The sequence below is a fragment of the Acinetobacter lwoffii genome, from assembly GCF_024129115.1.
In the GTDB taxonomy this organism is placed as follows: Bacteria; Pseudomonadota; Gammaproteobacteria; order Pseudomonadales; family Moraxellaceae; genus Acinetobacter; species Acinetobacter lwoffii_T.
Genome location: NZ_JAMXXO010000004.1, coordinates 146,190 through 169,338, shown reverse-complemented (window position 1 = coordinate 169,338; position 23,149 = coordinate 146,190). Strand labels below are relative to the sequence as shown.

Genomic DNA, 23,149 nt, shown 5'->3' with positions numbered 1-23,149 from the left:
TTCTTTATACTGTCACTGAGGCAGGTTGGACATTTGATTTCTAGAGTTATTTGCATTTCTCTATTTTATCAAAATTCAACCTGCTTTTTTTTAGCATACTTTTTGATACACCACCGAATCCTTAAGCTAATTAATATTTTATTTGAAGAAAAATTTACTTAAATCGTCTGTTATGAAAGAATGCAAAGGTAAAACGTCGAAATTTTACATCTTTCATTTCAAAGATTTGGAATGGAAAGCATGAATACATGATTGTCGAGATCTTGTGTTCATGCACATACAATATTATTCATATAATTTTCCTCCTTAAATTTCTTTTAAAGATGTCTTTTTGTCGGAATAGACAATAAAATACTGTCAATATATATATACAAACTTGTCGAAATAGTCAAGTTTATATTGTCGATTTATGGTGTTTTATGTTGATTGAGATGGATTCTGAGCTATTTTGTGCACGGCTCAAAGAAATAAGAACACAAAGAAAAATGACGCAGCAGGATATAGCTGACAAAACAGGGATTCCATCAACTTCCATTTCTCATATCGAAGCTGGTGCTCGAAAGCCATCTTTAGAGAACTTTTTTAAGCTTGCTGTCGTACTGAATGTGTCTGCTGATTACTTACTTGGACGTACTGATCAATATTCAAATTTAGGTGCTGACCCCATTGCAAAGTCAATTCAAGGTTTACCCGATTCGGAAAGAGAGATGATCGAGAAATTTGTTTTGTCTCTACAGAAGTAATTTTTTCTTATTTATCATTTAAATTTAGTGAATTCATGACTCTTCTTGATCTAAAAGACTTAGAACTCCATTTATGGGAAGCAGCACATATCATTACTGGCCCGATTGAACTGTACCGGGTTTGTCTGAGTCCACTTTTCTTGAGAGAATGTCCCGATGAAAAAATTAAAATATTCCAGTTAAAAGGATGATTAAATTGCTCAAAATTCATGACAAAATATTTAATAATGAGAAACATCTCATAGTCTTTAAATTAAGCTTGAAGTAGAATTTACTATCATTACATTTGTGTAATCAATAGGTTGAAAAGAATGCTCAAGCAAAAACGGCTGGGTATTTATTACGAAAGTAGAATGTTGATTGTTCGGTAGGCTATCAGATAAAAACAGCAGAGATTTATTCGTGACTAAAAAAACCGAAACACTTTACAGTCTTTCAAGCGCAAGCCTGGCACCCAGCTATGAAATGTCAAGAGGAATAAAATAATGGAAAACGTATTCAACTTTAGAGATGAATTAATAGATGAATACAGTTTGTTTTCCAGAAGCTTTGTATCTATTGCTGCTAGCGACATAAAACAACTAGTTGAGCAGGAATACAATAAAGGACGCTACTGGCCGCAGCCTCTCATTCAGATAAACCCAAACTACCAGAGAAAAGGTACAGTTCAGGATTTAGCAAAAGATGGTGTACTCCACCCCGTTTGTGCAGATATTTTTAGGACCGGTAAAACTGAGGGAAGATCTGATCCTCTTTTCCTTTATAAACATCAAATAGAAGCTCTTGCAAAGGGGCAGCAAAAGCAAAGCTATGTGGTAACAACTGGTACTGGATCTGGGAAATCTTTATCATTTTTTATTCCAGTAGTTGACGCAATTCTAAAAGGCAAAGATCAGGATCCAAGTTTGAGAACACGAGCTATTGTCATATATCCCATGAATGCTTTGGCTAATAGTCAGTTGGAGGAGCTTGAAAAGTTTCTTGTTGATTTCCCTTTAAGTAGCAGGCCTTTTACAGTTGCTCGCTATACCGGCCAAGAAAGTAAAGCACAAAGAGAGGAAATCGCAAATAATCCACCAGATATTCTGTTAACTAACTTCATGATGTTGGAGCTAATTCTGACACGCTATGAAGATGTTGATCGCAGAGTGGTTGAAAACTGTAAGGGGCTAGAATTTCTAATTCTCGACGAACTCCATACCTATCGTGGTAGGCAGGGTGCGGATGTAGCTGTATTGATTCGTCGACTTCGAGAACGGCTCGCCGCTAATTCAATGACCTGCATCGGTACGTCAGCGACAATGTCAAGTACCGGAAAGCAAATAGATCGAAATAGGGTTGTAGCCGATGTATCCAGTAAATTGTTTGGTGCTAGAATTTCTGAACATGATGTTATCGGGGAGACACTTGAGCGAGTAACAACGCAATCAAAAGACGTTGCAGCGATAAAACCACTCCTTAAAGGTGAAATTGAAAAGGAGAGTTTTAGTTGGGGCGGATTTGATGAGTTTAAAGACTCACCACTTGCAATTTGGGTTGAGCTTAATCTGGGTATCGAAATTCCAGATGATGAGCCACCTAAACGTGCTAAGCCCAAAACGCTGAATTCTGCCGCCGAACAACTGGCATCTGACTCAGATGCTTCCCAAGAGCAAGCTGCCTTGGCACTGCAAAAGTTTTTAGTTGCAGCGCACGACATTAGAACGCCACAAGGGCGAGCCCCCTTTGCCTTCAAGCTACATCAGTTCATCAGTGGCCCTGGAAAGGTATTAGCAACGCTTGAGTCAGAAGGTATTAGAACCGTTACGTTAGATGCGCAACGTTTTGCGCCCGGTCGACAGGAACAAGCCATTCAATTGTACCCCACACATTTCTGTCGAGACTGTGGCCAAGAATATCACCCTGTTTGGAAAACAACTCATGGGCAAATCAGGTTTGACCCACGAGATATTAGTGAAATAACCACAGCAGACAATGAAGAGCTAAATTTTGGTTTTCTATGCCCAGAAAAGCCTTCTCAAACATACAAAGGCAGATTGGAAGATCTCCCTGAACCTTGGATTGATTTCACCAAATCAGAGCCAAAGCTCAAGCCTGCCTATAAAAAAGCTCGACCCGAAGAGTTCCAGATTGATCCCCAAGGTATTCAAGGGCGGGGTCAACGATTTTGGTATATTTCTGGAAAATTCCGCTTTTGTCTAAATTGCGCACAAGTGCATGAAGCGCATGGTAAAGATATAAACCGACTCGCAAGTCTTTCAGGTGAGGGACGGTCATCGGCAACGACAGTATTAACGCTATCGGCACTACGCCAACTTTTTTCTATTAAGGATTTGCCAGAAGGTGTACCAGATCCAAGAAAACTCTTGGGGTTTACAGATAATCGGCAGGACGCTGCGTTGCAGGCTGGACATTTCAATGACTTTATCTTTTTGCTAACGCTACGCGCAGGATTAATAGGCGCACTAAAAGCCAATAATGGTGTGCTGGACGAAGAAAAACTTTCCGAGGAAGTATTCAAATCACTCGGCTTTGATAAAGTCGACGAAGGTACTCTTGCTGAATATCTTAAAACACCAAAACTTATGGGTCTTGCGAGGCAAGAGGCCCAAAGAACTTTGCGCTATATTATTGGTTACCGCTTGGTTCGGGACCTGCGTAGAGGCTGGCGGTTTAACAACCCTAATCTAGACCAGCTATCACTTCTACAAATAGGTTACCGAGGTTTGCAGGAATTTTGTGCAGAAGATGAGTTGTTCGAGGGCTGTAAAAACTCGGTATTAGCTAGGTTGAATGCCTTTAATCGCCAGAATCTTTGCAAAGTCCTCTTTGATGAAATGCGCCGTTCTCTGTGCCTTGAAACGCGTTATCTCGATTCTGTTGAACAAGATAAAGCAAGAAACAGTGGATTCACCTATCTGAATGAGCGTTGGGCATTCGCACCTGACGAGAAACTTGAGACATCTAAGTTTCTGATTTTAACAAAGCGTCCAGAATATAAAGGCAAGCCAAGAACAGATTTAGTTTCTGCTGCTGAGCGTTCTCGGGTGATCAAAGTCATTAAGAATGCCGATTTCTGGAAGGGGACCTCATTTGCTGGACAAGTGAGTGCCTGGAAAGATGGCGAATGGGTTGAACTTGTTTTTTCCTTACTTGAGCTTGCTACACTTTATGGCTACATACAGAAGCACAACGTTGAAAAGGGCCTGGCGGGCTATCGTTTGAATGCATCCACTATGGAATGGTTGCTAATAGATGAGTTAAAGGATGAAGATAGTACAACTAACCAATATTTCCGTCAGCTCTATCTGAATTTGGCGAAATTGCTTAAACAACCGAACCATCCTTTATTTTACTTTGAAGCCCAGGAGCACACGGCACAAGTTGATGCAGGTAGGCGTCAATTACTCGAGCAACGCTTTCGATATACGGAAAAGGATCGGAAAGAATGGCTGGAAGAGCCGGGTCATGAAAACCCACTCGAACGTCTGCCCGTGATGTTTTGCTCACCCACCATGGAATTAGGTGTCGACATATCTGCATTAAATACAGTTTACTTGCGTAATGTCCCTCCCACACCCGCAAACTATGCTCAGCGAAGTGGTCGTGCTGGACGATCAGGTCAGCAGGCATTGGTCATCACCTACTGTGCATCTCTTAGCCCCCACGATCAGTGGTTCTTCCATAATGCGAATGAGATGGTGCATGGCGTGGTGAAAGCACCAACTTTGGACTTGGGTAATAGAGAGCTCATCGAAAGCCATTTACATGCCGTATGGCTTGCAGCGGCGGAAGTAGAGTTAGAAAGCTGTATTGCTCCATTATTAAATTTAGATGATGAAGCGAAACCACTCCAAGAATCGTTAATGCAAAAGTTGTCAGATCCTACTGTGATTGCTAAAGCTCGTATCGCAGCAATGGGTGTGATTAAGCAAATCGAAAGTGAGCTAAGTAAAAGTCATTGGTTTACTAAAGATTACATTGATTCAGTAATTAACCAAGCTCCTGTGAATTTTTCAAAAGCATTAGATCGATGGCGTGCATTATTTGATGCTACGCGTAAGCAAATGGATATGGCTGAAGATGTGGCAAAAAACCATACTGCTACAGACCAAGAAAGAACAAATGCTAAACGCCGTTGGGGAGATGCTGCGAATCAATATGGGATTTTGTTGAAGACCGGCAACACGCAGAATTCAGATTTCTACACTTATCGCTATTTAGCAAGTCAGGGGTTTCTACCAGGTTATAATTTCCCTCGTTTGCCTCTTATGGCATGGATACCAGCACGTGGCGGGAAAACTACAGGTAAAGATGATGAGGGGAGTATGGTTAGTCGACCACGGTTCCTTGCACTATCTGAGTTTGGTCCTCGAAGCCTGATTTATCACCAAGGTCGTATGTATCGAGTGATTCGTGCCAAGCTGAATGTAGGCAATACTGATCATATATCTGGTAATAGCTCACTCGCTACTATTACATCTCGTGTTTGTAGTCAATGTGGCTATGGGCATTTGGGTCAGCCTGGGGGTGGGGAGCTACTGGTTGAACGTTGTGAAAACTGTGATGCATTATTAACTGAAGAAGGCTGGGTAAAAGAGTTATATCGTATTGAAACAGTTGAAACAGTACCTGTAGAGCGCATTTCAATCAATGATGAGGATCGTCAACGGCAAGGGTTTGAATTACAAACCACTTATCGATTCTTACCGGGGCCCGATGGAAAAATTCAACAACATAAGGCGATTGTTGAATCAGGCGAAGACCCACTTGCAGAATTGACTTATGCGCCAGCTGCCCGCATTTGGCGAATCAATCGTGGATGGCGTCGCAGGAAAGACAAAAACCAGCTTGGTTTTTACATCAATCCAATTACAGGCACTTGGAGCAAACAAGATGACCCTAACAGCGATGATGATGGAGGAAACGATGAAAGCGTAATGGATAAAGTCGCAAACCAGCGCATTGTGCCATTCGTTGAAGATCATCGAAACCTATTGATAATTCATCCTGTCAAGCTGCTTTCTACTGAATCAATGGCAACGGTTCAGGCCGCTTTAAAACGTGGCATTGAAATGACCTTTCAAATTGAAGAGTCAGAATTAGTCGCTGAGCCGTTACCAAAGCTTGATGATAGAAAGTCATTATTATTTTATGAGGCAGCCGAAGGTGGCGCTGGCGTTTTAACTCGCTTGGCTTCTGAGCCAGAAAGCTTGGCATTAGTTGCTAGTAAAGCACTGGAAATTATGCACTTTCAAAAACCAGAAGGTAACTGGAACGTCAATGAACTATCAAAGCTGGAGATAAAGGACAATTTAGGCAATGCCTTGTGTGAAGCGGGCTGCTACCAATGTTTATTATCCTATTTCAACCAACCAGATCATGAAAATATCAATCGTCGTGATCGCGATGCGTTGGAGCTATTAGTCGCGTTAGCGAATGCAAATGTTCAACAAAGCTTGCAAACTACAACTAATGTACCAGTTAAAAACATATCAACAAACGCGTCGATCGATAACATTGCAAGGGAATTTCTCAATACCATTGAAAAGCAAGGTATCAATAAACCAGATGCGACCATGGTGCCAGTCTCTGGTGGCTCGGCTATTGCTGTAGCGCAATATAAATCAGCACGTGCTTTGGTCTTTACCAAATGGCCAAGTGACGAAATTGTTCAGCAACTTACCGATAAAGGCTGGGCATGTGTCAACGCATCAAATAGCGCGGAATGGGGAAGTCTATTTAGTGAACATGTCACGCTGTTTCATTCAGTAGGTAGTAAGGAAAATTAACAATGACACAAGAACATAACTACCTTCCGGGCAACTTGGTTCATGCACGCGGCCGCGAATGGGTGGTGCAAAACGAATCTAGTTCAGATTGGCTTCGCCTACGTCCGTTAGGTGGAACAGATGATGACGTGATTGCGCTGATTCCCGAATTAGAACTAGAACCAGTGAAGTCAGCTACCTTTCCCTGGCCAGATGCTGAAAAACCCGGTAATCATTCTGGAGCCCTATTGTTGCGCGATGCCTTAAGGTTAAAGCTGCGTACGGGGGGGGGGGCATTCCGTTCCTTTGGTAATATCGCAGTAGAACCGCGTGCTTACCAGTTAGTGCCGCTGCTCATGGCGCTACGCCTAAGTACCGTGCGTTTATTAATCGCAGACGATGTGGGTGTAGGTAAAACCATTGAGGCAGGTTTGATTGTCCGTGAACTTATGGATCGCGGCGAAATTTCTAAGTTTGCTGTGTTGTGTCCACCTCACTTGGTGGAACAATGGCAGTCGGAATTGGAAAGCCGCTTCAACTTGCACGCCGTTGCTTTAACCTCTGCCACTGCAAGCCGTGTTGAACGCCAAGTACCGCATGGTACGAGTTTGATGGATCACTTTCCAATTGTGGTAGTCAGTCTTGATTACATTAAAAGTGAGCGTCATCGAGAGCACTTCCTCTCAATTGCACCGGAGTGCATCATTGTCGACGAAGCCCATACTTGTGCGTCTTCTGGGCAGGGCAAACAACTGCGTTTTGAACTGCTACAACGACTCACAGCCAACGAAGAGCGGCACTTGATTCTATTGACGGCGACTCCTCATTCAGGTGACGAGGCTGCCTTCTACAACCTCATCTCTCTACTTAATCCAAAGTTTTTGGCACTACAAAATCGAACCTCAGCCAGCGATCCATTACGTCAAGAATTGGCTCGTCACTTCGTGCAGCGACGCCGTAAGGATATTGTCGAATGGCAGGCCGAAACCAACGATGGCACCGGTTTCCCACGTCGAATGAAAGCTGAAGTCACCTATAAACTCACAGGTGATTGGGGCAACTTTTTTGATGCAGTTCAAAACTACTGTGTTGAGTTAGCAGAAAGTGTCGAGCGGCAGGGGGAAAGTGATACGCGTTTGATCTGGTACACTACTTTAGCGTTGCTTCGCTGTGTGGCATCGTCACCGGCGGCTGCGGTGAAAGCACTGAGCAACCGAATAGAAGGCCTACAAACCGCTGATGAGCTATTAACCGACGAGCGTCTACATGATGGTGAAACCGACGATTTATCCGCATCGGATATTGAACCACCTGCGCAACTAAATAATCAAGCGTTGCAGGGATTAATTACAGAAGCAGAGCACCTCAGTGGTAAGCAAGGGGATCCTAAGCTAGCGGCGTTAATTCAGCATATCAATGGATTAATAAAAGATGGCTTTCATCCTGTAGTGTTTTGCCGCTACGTTGCTACGGCGCACTATGTGGCTGAGCATCTGCGCAAACAATTCCCTAAAGCCACAGTTGAATCTGTGACTGGCGAACTCACATCAGAAGAACGCCTGCTAAAAGTGGAAGACATGGCGGAAGGCACACAACGTATTCTGGTAGCGACCGATTGTTTGTCGGAGGGCATTAATCTGCAGCATTTATTTACCGCTGTTGTTCACTATGACCTAGCCTGGAATCCTACTCGTCATGAACAGCGCGAAGGACGGGTAGATCGTTTTGGTCAGCAAGCCAGTGAAGTGCGCTGCACTATGCTCTATGGTGAGGACAATCCCGTAGATGGTTTTGTTCTGAACGTCATTTTAAGAAAAGGTGAAGCGATCCAGAAAGAGCTTGGGGTGCTAGTGCCAATGCCGGAAGACGATACCCGCATCAATCATGCGCTGGTTAAGGCAGCTCTGATGAAACGTACACAACAAGCAAGCCAACACCAGTATGATTTGTTTGCAGAGGCAAACGAAATACTCGAGCCAGTTCAAACAAAGTGGCAAGACGCGCTCACAAAAGCCAAAGCCAACCGCACCGTATTTGCCCAGCGCCGTATTCAACCGAATGAAGTGTTGCCCGAGTGGCAGAAACAGCAAGAGTCATTAGGCACCCATGAAGATGTGCAGCGCTTTGTTAAAACCGCAGCGGCACGTTTAAATGCACCACTTGAAACCGGCCATAATAATCGCTATCGCTTTTTGCCACAATACACGCCCGAGAATTTACGTCAACGCCTAGCCGATGAAGGTATTGAACAACCACTTGTGCTTGACTTTAACGAGATGCATCGTAGCCACCCTTTAGTTAGTGTGCTGGCAGACCATTTGATTGAAGAAAGCCTACAAGGGGATAGTAATTTAGCGGCACGCTGTGCAGCAGCTGAAACCGACAGTGTCGACATGGTCACCACCATTTACCTGCTTCGTTTGCGCCACCAATTGGAATATGTGCGCAGGCGTGAACCCTTCCAGCTTATGGCAGAAGAAACCGTTGCGTTGGCCGTCAAAGGTCGCACGAATCCTGAATGGATCACAGGCTTTGAGGTTGATAAGCTCTTGGAATGCGTACCCAGCGGCAACCTATCCAAAGAGGCCATGACCCGCGAAATTAATTACGCCATTGCCTTCTTGCAAGAAAACCAAGCAAAGCTCGAAGCCTTAGCCGAAGAACGTGCTAATACCTTGCTGGACGACCACAAGCGCGTGCGTGAAGCCGCGCGCGATGTGGGCCAATACAGCGTAAACGCTTGCTTGCCGGTGGATGTGATTGGTGTGTACGTATTATTGCCAGATGCGCTGTAAGGAAAGACCATGAAAAAAATCAAACGCCAAACCAAAAGCGCATTAAACCTACCGAGCATTACTCTCGAAGGCACGCTCTTTCTACCAGATCAGTTAGAAAAAGCGGCGCTGGGGCAAGCCAAACTCCAAACGGAAGCCGACTACCACACCCCAAAAGGTCTGCGCTTGAAAGATGATTACAGCCGCGCTTTTCAAATTGCTTGTGCGCAATGGAAACACTTTGCACCCGCATTAGAGCGGGAAGATGTCGATGTTCAAACCGTTACGCAAACGTTTGTTGAAGAATTATTGCGTGATGCCTTGGGCTACAGTAGTTTGCGAACAACCGTGGCCATTCAGGTAAATGAACGTGCCTACCCCGTTACTTTTGTAGCGGGCCATGTGCCGGTAGTGGTCGCTCCGTTTAACGTCAAACTGGACGATAGCCTGCCTAACTTTGCCATTGAAGGCAGTAGCAGTCGTAAAAAATCAGCGTTTCAGCTGGCGCAAGAAATTCTAAACGCTAGCGATGCTCACTTATGGGCTATCGTTACTAATGGCAAACAGCTGCGCTTGCTGCGCGATGCCGCCAGCCTCACTCGCCCCAGCTTTTTGGAAGTGGATCTTCAAGATGTGCTTGCAGGGCAGCGCTTCAGTGAATTTGCCAATATCTGGCGCTTACTTCATTCAAGCCGCGCTGCATGTAATGATAAGCCCGAGCACTGCATTTGGGAGGCTTGGCGTGAAACCGGTAAACTTGAGGGCACACGAGTACGCGATGGTTTGCGCAATGGCGTAGAACGAGCGCTATTGGTATTGGGTGAAGGCTTTATTCAGCATCCTGCTAACCAGCATCTGCGCCAGCAACTGGATAATGGTGGGCTCACCAAAGATGCCTACTTCCAACAGTTATTGCGTCTTATCTACCGCTTAATTTTCCTGTTCACTGTGGAAGAGCGCGGGGTATTGCACCCAGCAGACGACAGCAAGCAAGCGCAATTAGCACGTCGTGCTTATGCACAAGGCTATGCCCTTGGTCGCCTGCGCGAGGCCTGTTTAAAACGCCGCAACCTCAACCGTTTCGACGATCACTGGCAGGCACTACGCATCCTGTTCAAGGGACTTGCCGAAGGCGAAACACGTTTGGCGTTGCCAGCCTTGGGGGGCTTGTTTAATCCTACCCAGTGTCAAACTATTGATGCCGCCAGCCTCAGTAATAAACACCTGCTTTTGGCCATGCGTCATTTACGTTGGGCCTATCATAATGGCACTCCAGCCCCAGTTGACTACCGCAATATGGGGCCAGAAGAACTCGGCAGCGTATACGAAAGTCTGTTGGAACTAGTACCAGAGATCGACCTCACCGCCAAGACCTTTGGTTTCATCGGTATTACCAGTGAAGGCTCTACCGCCGGTAACGCTCGCAAAACCAGCGGCAGTTATTACACACCGGACTCCTTAGTGCAAGAGTTGATTAAATCGGCACTGGAGCCTGTTATTGCACAGCGATTAGCGGAAAACAAAACCAACCCCACCGAAGCGTTATTAAGTATTCGCGTGATTGATCCTGCTTGTGGCAGCGGCCACTTTCTACTGGCAGCTGCTCGCCGCTTAGCACAAGAGCTCGCGCAATTGCGCAGTGAAGATGGCGCTGTAAAACCTGCCGATTATCGCCACGCCCTGCGCGAAGTGGTCAGCCACTGTATCTTTGGTGTGGACCGTAATTCTATGGCCTTGGAGCTAGCCCGTACTGCTTTGTGGTTAGAAGGCTTTGAAGAAGGTCAGCCGTTATCTTTTCTTGACCATCATTTACAATGTGGAGATGCCTTACTTGGCTTGATAGATTTAAAAGCATTGGAATATGGAATACCAAAAGCAGCATTTAAACCATTATCTGGTGACGACAAAACAGTGTGTACCGCACTGAATAAAGCGAATACCACAGCCCTAAAACAATTGGAAAAAGATCGGAAAAGCCCACAGTTTAAATTGCCTTTGGCACAAGCTAATCAACTTGCTGAATTGCAGGATATTGAGGCAATGCCACAAACAACTACTAAGCAAATTGCTAGACAAGAGAAAGCATATAATACCTTTTTAGAGAAAGCTAAAACTAACCATTTGCGCTATGCAGCCGATATGATGTTAGGTGCATTCTTAATGCCTAAAACTGAAGCCACGGAAAATGATATTCCGACTACCGCTAGTGTCTATTTAGAGTTGATGAGCGAGAGTCACAATGCTCAGCATATTGCTCAACGTGAAATTGCGATGAAAGCTTGTCGTGAAGCACGGGTATTTCATTGGCCTTTAGCATTCCCTCAAGTGTTTGCTCAAGGTGGGTTTGACTGTGTGCTTGGTAATCCACCTTGGGAGCGTATTAAGCTGCAAGAGGAAGAGTTCTTCGCTACCCGCAATGCTGATGTCGCCAAAGCTAAAAACAAGGCCGAACGCGCTCAGCGCATTCAGTGGCTTAGCGAAGGCATGTTGGCCAAGCATCTGTCACCAGATCTGCAACATTCTGAGCATGAATCTGCTGCTGAAGTGCGCTTGTTTAATGAATTTGTGACAGCCAAACGTACTGCTGAGGCAGCCAGCGCCTTTATGCATGTGAACGGTGATGAAGGCGGACGTTATCCGTTAACTGGTGTGGGGGATGTGAATACTTACGCGCTGTTTGCTGAAACTATTAATCAGATCACGCATGTGGCAGGGCGTGCAGGTTTTATTGTGCCGACTGGCATCGCAACCGATGACAGTACCAAGGCGTTTTTTGGCAGCATTACCCAAAGCGGACGCTTGGTCAGCCTATATGACATCGAAAACCGTGAAGCTGTATTCCCTTCAGTGCATCGTAGTTTCAAATTCTGTCTCCTCACTCTGGGAAGGGCTAACGTTGCTGAGTTCGTATGTTTTGCCACACAAGTCAGTCAATTCGCCGACCAACGCCGCCGGTTCAGCCTAACGCCGTCAGAATTCCGCCTAATTAACCCCAATACGTTGACCTTTCCGATATTCCGCAGTGAACGCGATGCTGAACTAACCAAAAAGCTCTATCGAGCTGCGCCGGTTTTGATCGAGGAAGGCAAGCCCGACGGCAACAGTTGGGGGATTTCGTTCATGGCCATGATACATATGTCCAGCGATAGCCATCTTTTTGCTGACTCCGGTGGTGATGGGATGTTGCCGTTGTATGAGGCCAAAATGATTGGGCAGTTTAATCATCGAGTTGGCTCTTTCGAAAGCAGAGGCGGCGACCGAGGTAACCGGGTACTTCCAGAAACACCATTGGAGAAATACCAGGACCCAAATTATCAAGTGCAGCCATTTTATTGGGTAAATGAAAAAGAGGTTTATTTACGGCTTAAAGATCGTTGGAGTAGGCAATGGCTTTGGGGTTACAAGGACATCACAACAGCGATTACAGTGCGAACATTTATCTCAACTGTTATTCCCTTGGCTGCTGTTGGAAATACTATGCCATTGATTTTTTCATCTTGCGACGATATCGGTCGCGTCGCCTGTTTAATGGCAAATGCCAATGCATTGGTGCTTGATTATGTTGTCAGACAAAAAATAGGTTACATACATTTGAATTATTGGTATCTAAAGCAGTTCCCATTTTTAACCCCCGAGCGTTACAGTGAAGCTGACGTTAGCTTTATTGTTCCGCGAGTGCTAGAGCTGACATACACTGCTTACGACCTCGCCCCTTGGGCGCAAGACCTTGGCTTTAATGGCGATCCGTTTGTTTTTGATCATGAACGCCGCGCCATTCTGCGTGCCGAGCTCGATGCTTGGTACGCCAAAGCCTATGGCCTCACCAGAGACGAATTACGCTACATTCTCGATCCCGCAGATGTAATGGGCGAAGGCTATCCGTCCGAAACATTCCGCGTGCTCAAGAATAATGAAAATGCTGAATTCGGCGAATACCGCACCCAGCGATTGATATTAGAAGCTTGGGATAAACTGGAAGCGGGAGAGCTGCACTGATGCTGACCCATTTAAAGCTCGAAAACTTTAAAATCTGGCGCAGTACTGGCCCGTTACGCTTGGCGCCGCTAACGTTATTGCTAGGTACCAACTCCTCGGGAAAGTCCAGTTTAATTCAAAGTCTTTTACTGATTCGCCAAACAGTGAAAAGTGATGACCCAAATCTAGATTTGAACTTGGGCAATTCTGATAACTATAAGCCCGTTTTAGCTTTGCCCTAAGGTGATATTATGGATGCACTGAAACGTACTTTAGTTGAAAAAGCTGGTCATGATTTTGGTTTTGAATACACGGTGTGTGAAACACCTGAATCGTTAACACTTGGATCTGCGCGCCACCAGTTGCAAGTGGACATCACATGCGTAAATGAAAACTACTGTTTGTTATTTAGTAATGCAAAGCAACAGTTACTCAATGAGCTGAAGCGCGATTTCCCAGTAGAGAATCGTGAAATCTTGATTGATTCTTTACAAAGTATGGCGGTTATTTTTAAACGCGCATCGGCTCTAGCTCATTCTCTTCCTAACCAAGCTGAAGATGACTTTGAATCAGTGTTGAAGGCTGAGCTGAATAAGCTTCCAGACAGTATTAAAAATACTGAAGTAGTGCGTATGGTTCACCAAAGGGTTGGCCAGGATATTTACCGAAAGGCAATGTTAGATTATTGGGAGAATGCATGCGCTGTAACAGGAATTGCATTACCTGATGTATTAAGGGCAAGTCATACTCTTGCTTGGGCGAAATGTGAATCTGATGCACAGCGTCTTGATGTTTATAATGGTTTACTGCTTAGTGCGAATCTTGATGCTTTATTTGATCGCTATCTAATTTCTTTTGATTGTAATGGTAAGTTATTGATGTCTAGTAAAATATCGCATGTAGATTTGGAGCTTTTGGGATTAAACAAAAATATGAAACTGCGCTGGGTTACAACAGAGCATGAAGTTTATCTTTCGCAACATAGGAAGCTGATGTATTCAAGAAGCATAGCCCAAACCAGTTGAACTAGTGAGCTTTGTATTATTTCAGACTTCATATGTACCGAAGCTACCTGAGGTTGATAAAGAAAGGGTGAGAGCTAGACCGCACGTAATAAAGAATGAGGCAGGCATTCATGTTATTTACAGGGGTAATGGTAAGTCCCAAAAAGGGAACTTAGAGAACTAAAAACCGCTTTTATGTACCTAAAATTGGACTTAATGAGAAGAGATGAAATTAACAAAATCAACTGCGCCGTGGGCTATAGTAGAGGAGTACGGAAGAAGGCTTAAACGCCTGCGCCTAAATCAGAACCTCAAGCAGACGGATTTAGCCACCCATTCGGGGTTATCACGTAAGGTGATCATGGAAGCGGAGAAAGGGAAGGTAACTTTAGAGAACCTCGTCCATATCTTTTATAGCTTAGATGCCTTAGATCACTTGGATGGTTTTTTACCTGAACCGCCACTATCACCACGAGAGCTTTTAAAAATGCGTGGCAAGGCGCGACAGAAGGCTTCGGGGGAGAAGAAAGTAAAAGAAGAACCGAAAGTTTTAGACTGGTAAAAATATTTAAAGCCCCTAATAGTGGGGCTTTTCGGAGATCCATATGAAAATGTGTATTCTTTTAGCAGTGCATGTTTTCCCAATCCTTTTTAGATGACTTTTGAAGGCTTTCAAGCCAGGTGGCTATTTCGGTTAAGTGGACAAAGTATTCAGAACGCTCGCCGTCAATTTTGAAGCAAGGGAAAGGTAAGTCACATTTGCTTGCTCGTTGATTGGCTGTCTTTATTGATAGGTGAGGCATGTAATCCTCAAGTATCAACGCTAGAGGGATAATTGCACGCTTATACTGCATAGCTAACATTAAACCAATATCAATTGCGCTAGGCAGTTGATTTGCTTTATTAGAGCTGCGAGCTTGATTCATTTTTTAGTCCTTAACACCTTATTTATTAAAAGGGCTTTCACCCCTTCGGTTACATCTTATTAAGTCTTTCTTCTAACGCACTAACCATGTCCATAACATCTTCATGCGTTGTATCCATGCGAGCTCTTACGCCATCCTTTTGTGCTTCAACCTTACAAGGTATCTAACACTAGAGCTTTTAAGTCCATCAACGGTGTAATCGAATTCCACTTTAACTACTACGCCATCTTTCGCTTGCACGGTAGTTGTTGCTTCATCAGGGTTTACCGCATCAATTTCCTGCACTACATAAGGTGCAGATACAAATGCTGTTTCAGTCTTGGTTGGCTTTAAATTGCTTGCAAAAGCAACAGTCGCTACAACACAAGAAGCACCAAAACGCTAAGAGCCTTCATTAGTGATTTATTTGACTTCATACTTTCTTTTCCTGTAATGGTAAACCGTCATATATCTTTGTTATCAGCTTAGGGTATGGCGGGTTTTTGTTTTTGTACATAAATAATCGTATATACCATTTCTCAAATGGTCAATAGTCTACTAAACAGAAATGGTATATTTGTTTAGTTTAAATAAACTGTATATAAGATTTTTTGGTGAAATGTTAAACAACAAGTAAACCAATAAAAGATAAGGAAAATATGGCGAATGTTTAGTAGTTAGTTTAGTGAAAATTTCCAGTAAAAAATTTATTCTTTTTGTTTGAATTTTATTCAAATTTATGAAAAAAAGCATAATTAAAGCCCACCATAGGTGAGCTTTTAAACAAAATTATGGGATTTTTTAGGGCTTACACCTTCGTGGTCATGTACTTAACTTTGCCTAGTACAGTGAGAGGTAGCTCGTGCGTCACGATGTACTCTTCTGTTCCACCATCACCATTCAGGTCGTAAATAATAGGCGTGGATGAAAGAGGATTTACTCGTAACTCACGCACATCACATAAGTCACCGATTGAGATTAGGTACAAACCTGCTCCTGGTTCTCTAATGCTTGAATCTATATAGAGCGTGGCATCACGCATCCCTCCAAAAACAGAGAGTGTAGTATTCAAAACCTTACACTGTCCTCGCTTAAATTCTGATTGAATATCAACAGGAATTGTTCTGTAAATCGATGATTTTTTACAATTTTCAATATCTTTTACTAATTGGATAGCATCGTTGTACCACGGCGCACGTGTAGTCACTTTATATATTAACTCTATCTGCTCTTCGGTATCGAAGAGTTCATGTGGGTTTAAATTTAGGATGTCACAAAGTATATCCAAATGCTCTTCTGAGGGCTTTATCGTGCCACTAATCCAATGAGATAAAGCTCCTCTAGTAATGGGTGATCCTTTCTTTTCAATAAATATTGATAGTAGATCTTTATGTTGTAAACCGTTGGTTATCATCGCGGCTTTTATGGCTTTCCCCATCTTTTCATACTTAGCCATATTCATATCTCATATTGTTGTGATTAAAAAAAGAACACTTGAATTCATCCTTTGTCCTAAAAGTTTAACTTAAAAACATGGGGAAAAGTATTGATAGAAGGTCAGTTAAACAAATTCACTAAACAAAAATGGGTAAAAAGTGGAAAAAAATTGGAGAAAAGTTGTGTGAAAAATGTGGTTGAGAGCTTGCAAAGTACGTGTACGCATTGTTAGTCTGCTAAACAATAAGCAAGAAATTGTTTATCGATACTAAACAAAAATAGGCGTACAAAATGACCTTAAGTGAAATAAGAATTTTTATGGGTGCTCGTCATGTACGAGAGATTGCAGAGAGACTCCAACTGCAAGTTAATACTGTTTACAAGTGGAAAACTACTGGCGTGCCTTACTCATGGCAAGTGATTTTTGCGAAGGCATCAAATGGGGAACTGAAAATCAGTGAAGATTTAATCAATAAAAAAGAAGAAAGCCCAGTTGTTACAGCAACTGGGCTTGATGTTTGTGCTTAATATTTCTAGGACTAAGCGAACAATGAATAATATAATACAATTTAGTTCAAAAAATCAACAGTTTGTGTCTGTGATAGAAGTTGCAGTATTAACAAACAAATCTAAGGGGAATGTTCTACGTGATACACGCACAATTCTTGTGACTCTTTATGGTGAAGGAATAGATGTTTTAAATTTTAATCATAAATATTTTCAAATAGTTAGAGATGACAGGGGTTATATGTCAGATATTTATCTGAGCAAAGACCTCACTATGGCTCTTATCACTGGCTACAGCATCGAATTGCGTTATGCCGTGATGAAACGTTGGAATGAGTTAGAAGAAGCACAGACCAATAATGCACCTGCAATACCTAAAACATACGCTCAAGCCCTTTTACTAGCTGCGCAGCAAGCAGAAGCACTTGAACTGAAAGAGCATGAGATCCAAGAGAAGAACCAAGCTTTAGCGATTGCACAACCTAAGGTGGAGTTCTTTAACACCGTAGCAGCACGTGACACCTTACAGACGGCTACTCAGGTTGGATTAACCATGGGTATGACTGCGAATGCCTTAAACAGAAAGTTGGAAGGTTATAGCGTATATGACAAACGCTCTAGTGGTCGTATTTTTAGTTCGTGGTTCGTTAATCATGGTTTAGGGAAGATGTGTACCACCCAAACAGGATACTCACAGGTAATGTTCACTACTAAAGGTGAGCAATCGATCTTCAATCAAATTATGCAAACAACAGCATTATTGTGTGAGGCGTAAGATCAATGGCTAGAGCAAGAAATATAAAACCATCATTTTTTATTAATGAGGATTTGGTAGAATTATCTTTTGAAACACGCTTACTTTTTATTGGCCTTTGGACTCTATGTGACCGTGAAGGTTACTTAGAGGATAAGCCAAAGAAAATCAAAATGGCAGTCTTCCCTGCAGATGATGTGAATGTTGATCAGATGCTTGATGAACTGCAAGAGAGTGGATTTTTGATTCGTTATGTTGCAGCAAATAGCAAGTGCATTTTTCTTCCGACTTTCAAAAAGCATCAAAATCCACACCACAAGGAAACAATAAGTGATGTGCCTCGTTACAACCTAGGGCAAGCCCTAGGTATGTCTGAGGCAAGCCCTAGACTAAAACTAGATCAATCACAGTTTGATGATCAAGGGTTCATGGGTTTTGCTAGTGAGGAAGAATATAATAATTACTTAAATTCAGTACCTTATGTTGAGCCTGAGTGCGACCTAGGGCAAGACCTGGGCATGCCTGAGGCTAACCCTGTGTCAACCGTGCTGATTCCTGATTCCCTATTACTGAATCCTGATTCCCTTAACCCTATTACTGATATACAAGAAAAACCTTCTTCGGTTGCACCGAAGTTTATGTTTAAAAACGAACTTAAAAAAATGGGTGTACCAGATGAAGAAGCAACGGAGTTTATACAAGTAAGAAAAGCGAAGAAATTTGTGAATACAGAGAATGCTTTTAAACAGTTATTAAATGAAGCGCAAAAAGCCAAATTGACTTTACCTCAAGCGGTTGAATTATGTTTAAAACGTCAAAACCCATGGGGGTCATTTAAATGCAATTGGTATCTTGGTGAACAACAGCAATCAAGAGGCAATACGCAAAGCCTATTTAATAACAGCAGAAGCACAATGCAAATACTTGCAGAACAGCGTATGCAGTTAGAACAACAACAGCCACTACATCCGTTTATTACTGTAAACCAAGCGCAACCGCTAACAATTGGAGCATATGATCATGAATAGCTCTGTAGCAATGAGTAAGGCACGTGATTTCTACGACATTATGCAGGTGCTTTATGGACACAAGTTCATTAGCCAATTTAACGGTATGACTGACTTGACTCGCATTTTAAGCATTATTAGTGGTTCGTTGGCTATGTTGACTGATGAACAATTTGAGAAAGGTTTAGCGCACTTAAATGCCAAAGCAGGATTTGGTGAGTTTTGCCCAACGCTTTCAGATTTTAAAACATGGTGTATGGCAGGTAGTTGGTGGACTGCTATAGAAGCGTGGCAACGTGCGTGTGACTATTCAAATCAATCTGAGGCTGAGTTAGTGGAAGGAAAGATGAAAGTCACCACATTAGCGAAGAAAGCCTGGGACTCTGTTTATTGGTTGGTTGATCAGGGAAAAACAAAAGAGGCTTTTAATCAATTTAAGTCACTGTATGAGACTTATCTCGCTAAAGCCCAGATGCAAGGTCGCCAACAGGAATGGTATGTGCCTTTAATGATGATCACCCCTAAAGCCAAGCCTGTTGCTGCACAAGACAATAGAAATAATTTACCCGAAGACAAACAACGCATATGTGATTTAACTGCAGAGTATATGCAACAAGGTATGGGGTGGAATCAGGCGTTTAAAAAAGCACAGATAGAGGTGCGAGGCTTTGAGATGTCACTCTTCAACAGGGTGGAAGAGTTGAAAGTACATGAAAGGCTTAAGAAGGGTGATGGTGGACTACTTAAGGCATCTTCCAATACCAACCATCTCACTTCATCAATAAGCGCCGTGTAAAGAAAATTGTGAGGAAATAGAGGGGTGATAAACAACCCCTTTATTTTTGTATATCCAAAATAAACAAAAATTATGTAGCTTTTTTGGAAGTTTAATACACTTTTAAACTAATTTTGTTTAGTAGACTGTGCGTCATGATCGTTGGTATTGATCCCGATTTATTTAAGTCAGGCGTAGCAATTGCCAAAGACCGAAAGCTCGTTGATTTACAGCTTATGACCTTTACTGAACTGTTTTTAATGTTTAGTGAACATTCAGATGAAATTAAGAAGGTCGTTGTTGAAGCCGGTTGGTTGGTAGCTAATTCAAATTGGCATGGAGTAGGTAAAAACAAGGCTATAAGCGCACGGTGTATGCGGAGCAGTCACAGGCACTCCTTGAAGCTGCTAAGCAAGAGATGTTGAAGAAGAAATTGGCATTCCAAAGAAAGCTCGAAATTATTGAAATGGGCGATGACTTTGAATAATGGGGAAACGCAAATGAACAGACGAATGAACCGATTGGAAGCGATATACAAAAGCCTGATGCTTTATGGTGTATATCGCCTTGAGTACACGGATGACTTTGTAAATGTCCTAGTTACCCATGAACACATAGACCAAGTATATGGACTCATAGAAGATCGTATAGGTGTAGAAGTGGATGAAGATCGCCTGTCTATCCATGAAGGCGTGGGTATCTTTTGTTTAGAGGGTAAAGCGTTCAGTTACTACTACCTAGGGGGTACGATGCTTGAGATGTATCAGACACTTGTAGAGCGTGGTTTGGGATACGATTACAACAAGATTATGGGTGTGCCTAAAGAAGATTTAGAAGTGATGCGTAAAATCGGTATATACGACAACACTGCTGAACAGTCTGATGATTTTTTAACTAAGTATGGCAACCTCAAACACTATATGCGCCGTGTGATTGAGGGTGAAAGCATCCAATTCGATGATAGATACAGGTTACAGTTAAAAGAGGGAGAGCAAGGCAAAGGCTTGTATATCACTTCTCGCTCTGAAAACCACTTTGCAGGTGACAGCGTGGCGACAGTGTATGAGACCTGCATCCAAAATCGTTGGTTACTTGAACCTATGATCTGCTTCTTTGAGATCCATTTATTGGAAGAAGAGGAAGAGTTACTAAACACTTTCATGCTTTATGATGAGTAATATATCTAGTGTAAAAACAACCGTCCATTTGAGGCGATTTTTTTATTGTTTATAAATTAAATAAATCTAAAAAACATATACTTATAAAAAACATTAAAAATATTTTAAAAAGGGTATTGATTATATCGTATATACGATTATAGTTGAAATATAAAGTAAACCATAACGAAAAATTAGGAAAAAAATGAAAAATACAATCGTTGTTGATGGTGTGGAATTCAGACTATTTAACGAAGATCAAGACACAGTAATTGTTCAACATCTTGAGTCAGGGGACTATCTTTTGGAATTTGATAGTGTCGAAGAGTGTTGGGAAGATGAACAAAACGCGGCATGGGTGAAATAAAGTTTAGAAGAAGAGGATAATACTATTGAAGACCTTGAGGCTGAGTTTTTATCTACCGTAGAAGTTTATACAGTTGAAGAGATTCTTGAGTCGGTTAAAGATGGCTACGGTTGGGCGCAAAACCTGGGATTGGTTGTAGAAGTTGAAGACGAATAATTTTAGTGAAAATTTAAGCCACCTTTCGAGGTGGTTTTTTTATGCTTGGAATACGGCGCTGTGGGGCATTGGTTAGGGCCTTAACCTAAACCTAAAATCCCTTGGATTTTAGGTGATAGCAAAGTCAGAAAAGTCGGGCTTAAAATATGATGATCTCGGATTTTTGATTGGTATGCGCCGTGTAGAACGAAGCACAACTCAAATCGAAAAAGACGTATCGGATGTTCTTAGTTTATTAAAAGGGGCTAGAACGCCTCTAAATAATCCTCTACTGCCAATGGTGCTTATGTGTTCTGCCTGTATTGCCTGTAGGACTTGCTACGGCGCTAGGTATCGTGTTGGTGGGTGCATTGTCTAAGTTCTCCCCTCAACTATCTGAAAAGTTGACAGAGATTGAAGAGGAGGTGAAAGAAACAGGTGGAAAATTTGCAGACTTTGGATTCGATACCATAGACAGGATAGGAGCTGCTTTTGGTAATCAGGGGGCTAAAGACAGGATTGAACAAAGGGAAAATGGGCAGATTGGTGCAGGCAGTACCGCAGCAAATCGGTATGCGACCTAACCAATAGGAAGATGATCCAAAATTGGATCATCTTTTAAAATAATGGTTTATTGATGTATATACGACACAATAGCGCCGTGGGAAAAGGGATTACAGATGTAGTCCCTTTTTTCTTTGATTACCAGTTTAATTTTTCCATCCATTTAGGCTTATCAGAGTCATTGAATTCGTCAACTTCATCATCAGTCATAGCATCACAAATCAATTTGATGTGTTCAATGGTGGCTTGATCTTCGCCTAGGTGGTGAAGTGCGGATAGTGCCTCACAAACAATCTTGATTGGGTGATTAAACACGTTAGGGATTGGACAGTGGTGTATAAAAATTTCACGATCAATAACCCTCATATTCATCGTCCTATCGGTGGTATAGAAAGACTCGGCATATAGTTGATCGACAGGGATACCGAACTTTAAACAAGCCTTAGCACCGTGGATCTGTATTTTGTGACCATAAACCTGTTCACAGAGGGTAACAGCTTCAATTAGCTGTTCATCTGTAAGGTCATAAGGGCATTCATCAGACTTCATATATACGTGGTCGGTAAGAAGCTGAATGGCATCGGAGCAGTACAGGCTTCTTAGAACTTTGTTTACATCATTTATGGGTTCTTTCAGTCCTAAACAACGGCTAGAGAAAATAGATTCCTTCTTTATGCGTTTTAACTTTTTGATGACTTTAATCGTGAGTGGGTGGGTCTGTTCAGGGTTAGATAATAGATCTCTTTCATAAATCAAAAAACGATCTTCTTTTTGGTTAATATTTGCACTCCGGATTTCTTAGCATTCGTGCATAATCTGCGGATGAAATACATCGATTCAAACAAGCTCTCTGATCCTCAGTTCAAGCGATATACAGGCATCTCATGGTCAACTTTCTATTTGATGGTTGAGCAATTGCAGAAGCATGTCTGTGCCAAAGGCAGACCGCCCAAGTTAAGCCTGGAGGATCAGGTTCTGCTCTGTCTGAGCTATTGGCGGGAATACCGAACCTTATTTCACGTTGCGACGAGTTACGGGGTTTCAGAGCCCACAGCCTCAAGAATTGTCCGTCATGTTGAAGACTGCCTGATTCGGTCCAATCTGTTTAATTTACCCAAAGATTTACCCGAGGGCGAAGGCATCGACTGGAATGTTGTGATCGTGGATGCCACGGAAATTCCAATCCAAAGGCCTAAAAAAACAGAAGAAAAGCTATAGCGGCAAGAAAAAGACCCATAAGCAAGGTAAGGTCACTATTACTGCAAAAGTAAAAG

At 42.6% G+C, this 23,149-nt stretch carries 18 protein-coding genes; 15 read left to right on the top strand and 3 right to left on the bottom strand.

The genetic code is table 11. The annotated features are described in order from the left end of the window. The first annotated feature begins 419 nt into the window (after positions 1 to 419). From NI470_RS06005 to NI470_RS05980, 6 genes are all read left to right on the top strand, one after another. Entirely contained in the window at positions 420 to 743 is a 324-nt protein-coding gene (locus tag NI470_RS06005) for a helix-turn-helix domain-containing protein (RefSeq protein ID WP_253147860.1), read from the top strand. 485 nt (positions 744 to 1,228) lie between these two features. After that, positions 1,229 to 6,535 (top strand): DEAD/DEAH box helicase, encoded by a 5,307-nt coding sequence (locus NI470_RS06000; protein WP_253147861.1) that lies wholly within the window; start codon positions 1,229 to 1,231, stop codon positions 6,533 to 6,535. Between the two features lie 2 nt (positions 6,536 to 6,537). Further along, the gene (locus NI470_RS05995; RefSeq protein ID WP_253153944.1) at positions 6,538 to 9,309 is read left to right on the top strand and encodes a helicase-related protein; all 2,772 of its coding nucleotides are present in this window, start codon (positions 6,538 to 6,540) and stop codon (positions 9,307 to 9,309) included. Between the two features lie 9 nt (positions 9,310 to 9,318). Next, the gene (locus NI470_RS05990) at positions 9,319 to 13,284 is read left to right on the top strand and encodes an Eco57I restriction-modification methylase domain-containing protein (protein ID WP_253147864.1); all 3,966 of its coding nucleotides are present in this window, start codon (positions 9,319 to 9,321) and stop codon (positions 13,282 to 13,284) included. 230 nt (positions 13,285 to 13,514) lie between these two features. Further along, positions 13,515 to 14,288: an HNH endonuclease gene (locus tag NI470_RS05985; protein WP_253147865.1), complete on the top strand. Its 774-nt coding sequence runs from the start codon at positions 13,515 to 13,517 to the stop codon at positions 14,286 to 14,288. Between the two features lie 205 nt (positions 14,289 to 14,493). Continuing rightward, positions 14,494 to 14,829, top strand: coding sequence for a helix-turn-helix domain-containing protein (locus NI470_RS05980; protein ID WP_253147866.1), 336 nt, complete (start codon positions 14,494 to 14,496; stop codon positions 14,827 to 14,829). A 61-nt stretch (positions 14,830 to 14,890) separates the two neighbouring features. On the opposite strand, the gene NI470_RS05975 is transcribed toward NI470_RS05980, so the two are convergent. Both NI470_RS05975 and NI470_RS05970 read right to left on the bottom strand, forming a co-directional pair. Continuing rightward, the gene (locus NI470_RS05975) at positions 14,891 to 15,193 is read right to left on the bottom strand and encodes a pyocin activator PrtN family protein (RefSeq protein WP_253147867.1); all 303 of its coding nucleotides are present in this window, start codon (positions 15,191 to 15,193) and stop codon (positions 14,891 to 14,893) included. A gap of 787 nt (positions 15,194 to 15,980) precedes the next feature. Continuing rightward, on the bottom strand, positions 15,981 to 16,628 hold the full coding sequence (locus NI470_RS05970; RefSeq protein WP_253147868.1) for a helix-turn-helix domain-containing protein: 648 nt from the start codon (positions 16,626 to 16,628) through the stop codon (positions 15,981 to 15,983). 272 nt (positions 16,629 to 16,900) lie between these two features. On the opposite strand from NI470_RS05970, the gene NI470_RS05965 reads away from it, so the two are divergent. The 8 genes from NI470_RS05965 to NI470_RS05930 all read left to right on the top strand — a co-directional run bounded on the left by NI470_RS05965 (position 16,901) and on the right by NI470_RS05930 (position 21,895). Then, positions 16,901 to 17,137 carry a hypothetical protein gene (locus tag NI470_RS05965; RefSeq protein ID WP_253147869.1) on the top strand — a complete coding sequence of 79 codons (237 nt, stop codon included), beginning with the start codon at positions 16,901 to 16,903 and terminating at the stop codon, positions 17,135 to 17,137. A gap of 22 nt (positions 17,138 to 17,159) precedes the next feature. Then, a complete protein-coding gene (locus NI470_RS05960) occupies positions 17,160 to 17,891 on the top strand; it encodes a Rha family transcriptional regulator (RefSeq protein ID WP_253147870.1) in 732 nt (243 codons plus the stop codon). A gap of 5 nt (positions 17,892 to 17,896) precedes the next feature. Then, positions 17,897 to 18,898, top strand: coding sequence for a hypothetical protein (locus NI470_RS05955; protein WP_253147871.1), 1,002 nt, complete (start codon positions 17,897 to 17,899; stop codon positions 18,896 to 18,898). After that, positions 18,891 to 19,673, top strand: a complete 783-nt coding sequence (locus tag NI470_RS05950) for a hypothetical protein (RefSeq protein WP_253147872.1) — start codon at positions 18,891 to 18,893, stop codon at positions 19,671 to 19,673. The genes NI470_RS05955 and NI470_RS05950 overlap by 8 nt, the downstream gene beginning before the upstream one ends. Positions 19,674 to 19,807: 134 nt before the next feature. Continuing rightward, positions 19,808 to 20,077 (top strand): hypothetical protein, encoded by a 270-nt coding sequence (locus NI470_RS05945; protein ID WP_253147873.1) that lies wholly within the window; start codon positions 19,808 to 19,810, stop codon positions 20,075 to 20,077. 48 nt (positions 20,078 to 20,125) lie between these two features. Next, entirely contained in the window at positions 20,126 to 20,830 is a 705-nt protein-coding gene (locus NI470_RS05940) for a hypothetical protein (RefSeq protein WP_253147874.1), read from the top strand. A gap of 184 nt (positions 20,831 to 21,014) precedes the next feature. Next, the gene (locus tag NI470_RS05935) at positions 21,015 to 21,176 is read left to right on the top strand and encodes a hypothetical protein (protein ID WP_253147875.1); all 162 of its coding nucleotides are present in this window, start codon (positions 21,015 to 21,017) and stop codon (positions 21,174 to 21,176) included. Positions 21,177 to 21,673: 497 nt separating this feature from the next. Further along, positions 21,674 to 21,895: a hypothetical protein gene (locus NI470_RS05930; protein WP_253147876.1), complete on the top strand. Its 222-nt coding sequence runs from the start codon at positions 21,674 to 21,676 to the stop codon at positions 21,893 to 21,895. A 118-nt stretch (positions 21,896 to 22,013) separates the two neighbouring features. On the opposite strand, the gene NI470_RS05925 is transcribed toward NI470_RS05930, so the two are convergent. Further along, entirely contained in the window at positions 22,014 to 22,631 is a 618-nt protein-coding gene (locus tag NI470_RS05925; RefSeq protein WP_253147877.1) for a hypothetical protein, read from the bottom strand. A gap of 66 nt (positions 22,632 to 22,697) precedes the next feature. Between NI470_RS05925 and NI470_RS05920 the strand changes: the two genes are divergently transcribed. Continuing rightward, a complete protein-coding gene (locus NI470_RS05920) occupies positions 22,698 to 23,093 on the top strand; it encodes a transposase family protein (protein WP_253147878.1) in 396 nt (131 codons plus the stop codon). Positions 23,094 to 23,149: the final 56 nt, after the last annotated feature.

What these genes read in the sequence shown, in the direction of transcription:
- NI470_RS05995 (WP_253153944.1), top strand. Translation starts at nt 6,538, where the DNA reads ATGACACAAGAACATAACTACCTTCCGGGCAACTTGGTTCATGCACGC.
- NI470_RS05935 (WP_253147875.1), top strand. Translation starts at nt 21,015, where the DNA reads ATGAAAAATACAATCGTTGTTGATGGTGTGGAATTCAGACTATTTAAC.
- NI470_RS05955 (WP_253147871.1), top strand. Translation starts at nt 17,897, where the DNA reads ATGGCTAGAGCAAGAAATATAAAACCATCATTTTTTATTAATGAGGAT.
- NI470_RS05960 (WP_253147870.1), top strand. Translation starts at nt 17,160, where the DNA reads ATGAATAATATAATACAATTTAGTTCAAAAAATCAACAGTTTGTGTCT.
- NI470_RS05950 (WP_253147872.1), top strand. Translation starts at nt 18,891, where the DNA reads ATGAATAGCTCTGTAGCAATGAGTAAGGCACGTGATTTCTACGACATT.
- NI470_RS05975 (WP_253147867.1), bottom strand. Translation starts at nt 15,193, where the DNA reads ATGAATCAAGCTCGCAGCTCTAATAAAGCAAATCAACTGCCTAGCGCA.
- NI470_RS06005 (WP_253147860.1), top strand. Translation starts at nt 420, where the DNA reads ATGTTGATTGAGATGGATTCTGAGCTATTTTGTGCACGGCTCAAAGAA.
- NI470_RS05970 (WP_253147868.1), bottom strand. Translation starts at nt 16,628, where the DNA reads ATGGCTAAGTATGAAAAGATGGGGAAAGCCATAAAAGCCGCGATGATA.
- NI470_RS05940 (WP_253147874.1), top strand. Translation starts at nt 20,126, where the DNA reads ATGACTTTGAATAATGGGGAAACGCAAATGAACAGACGAATGAACCGA.
- NI470_RS06000 (WP_253147861.1), top strand. Translation starts at nt 1,229, where the DNA reads ATGGAAAACGTATTCAACTTTAGAGATGAATTAATAGATGAATACAGT.
- NI470_RS05965 (WP_253147869.1), top strand. Translation starts at nt 16,901, where the DNA reads ATGACCTTAAGTGAAATAAGAATTTTTATGGGTGCTCGTCATGTACGA.
- NI470_RS05990 (WP_253147864.1), top strand. Translation starts at nt 9,319, where the DNA reads ATGAAAAAAATCAAACGCCAAACCAAAAGCGCATTAAACCTACCGAGC.
- NI470_RS05980 (WP_253147866.1), top strand. Translation starts at nt 14,494, where the DNA reads ATGAAATTAACAAAATCAACTGCGCCGTGGGCTATAGTAGAGGAGTAC.
- NI470_RS05945 (WP_253147873.1), top strand. Translation starts at nt 19,808, where the DNA reads ATGATCGTTGGTATTGATCCCGATTTATTTAAGTCAGGCGTAGCAATT.
- NI470_RS05920 (WP_253147878.1), top strand. Translation starts at nt 22,698, where the DNA reads ATGAAATACATCGATTCAAACAAGCTCTCTGATCCTCAGTTCAAGCGA.
- NI470_RS05985 (WP_253147865.1), top strand. Translation starts at nt 13,515, where the DNA reads ATGGATGCACTGAAACGTACTTTAGTTGAAAAAGCTGGTCATGATTTT.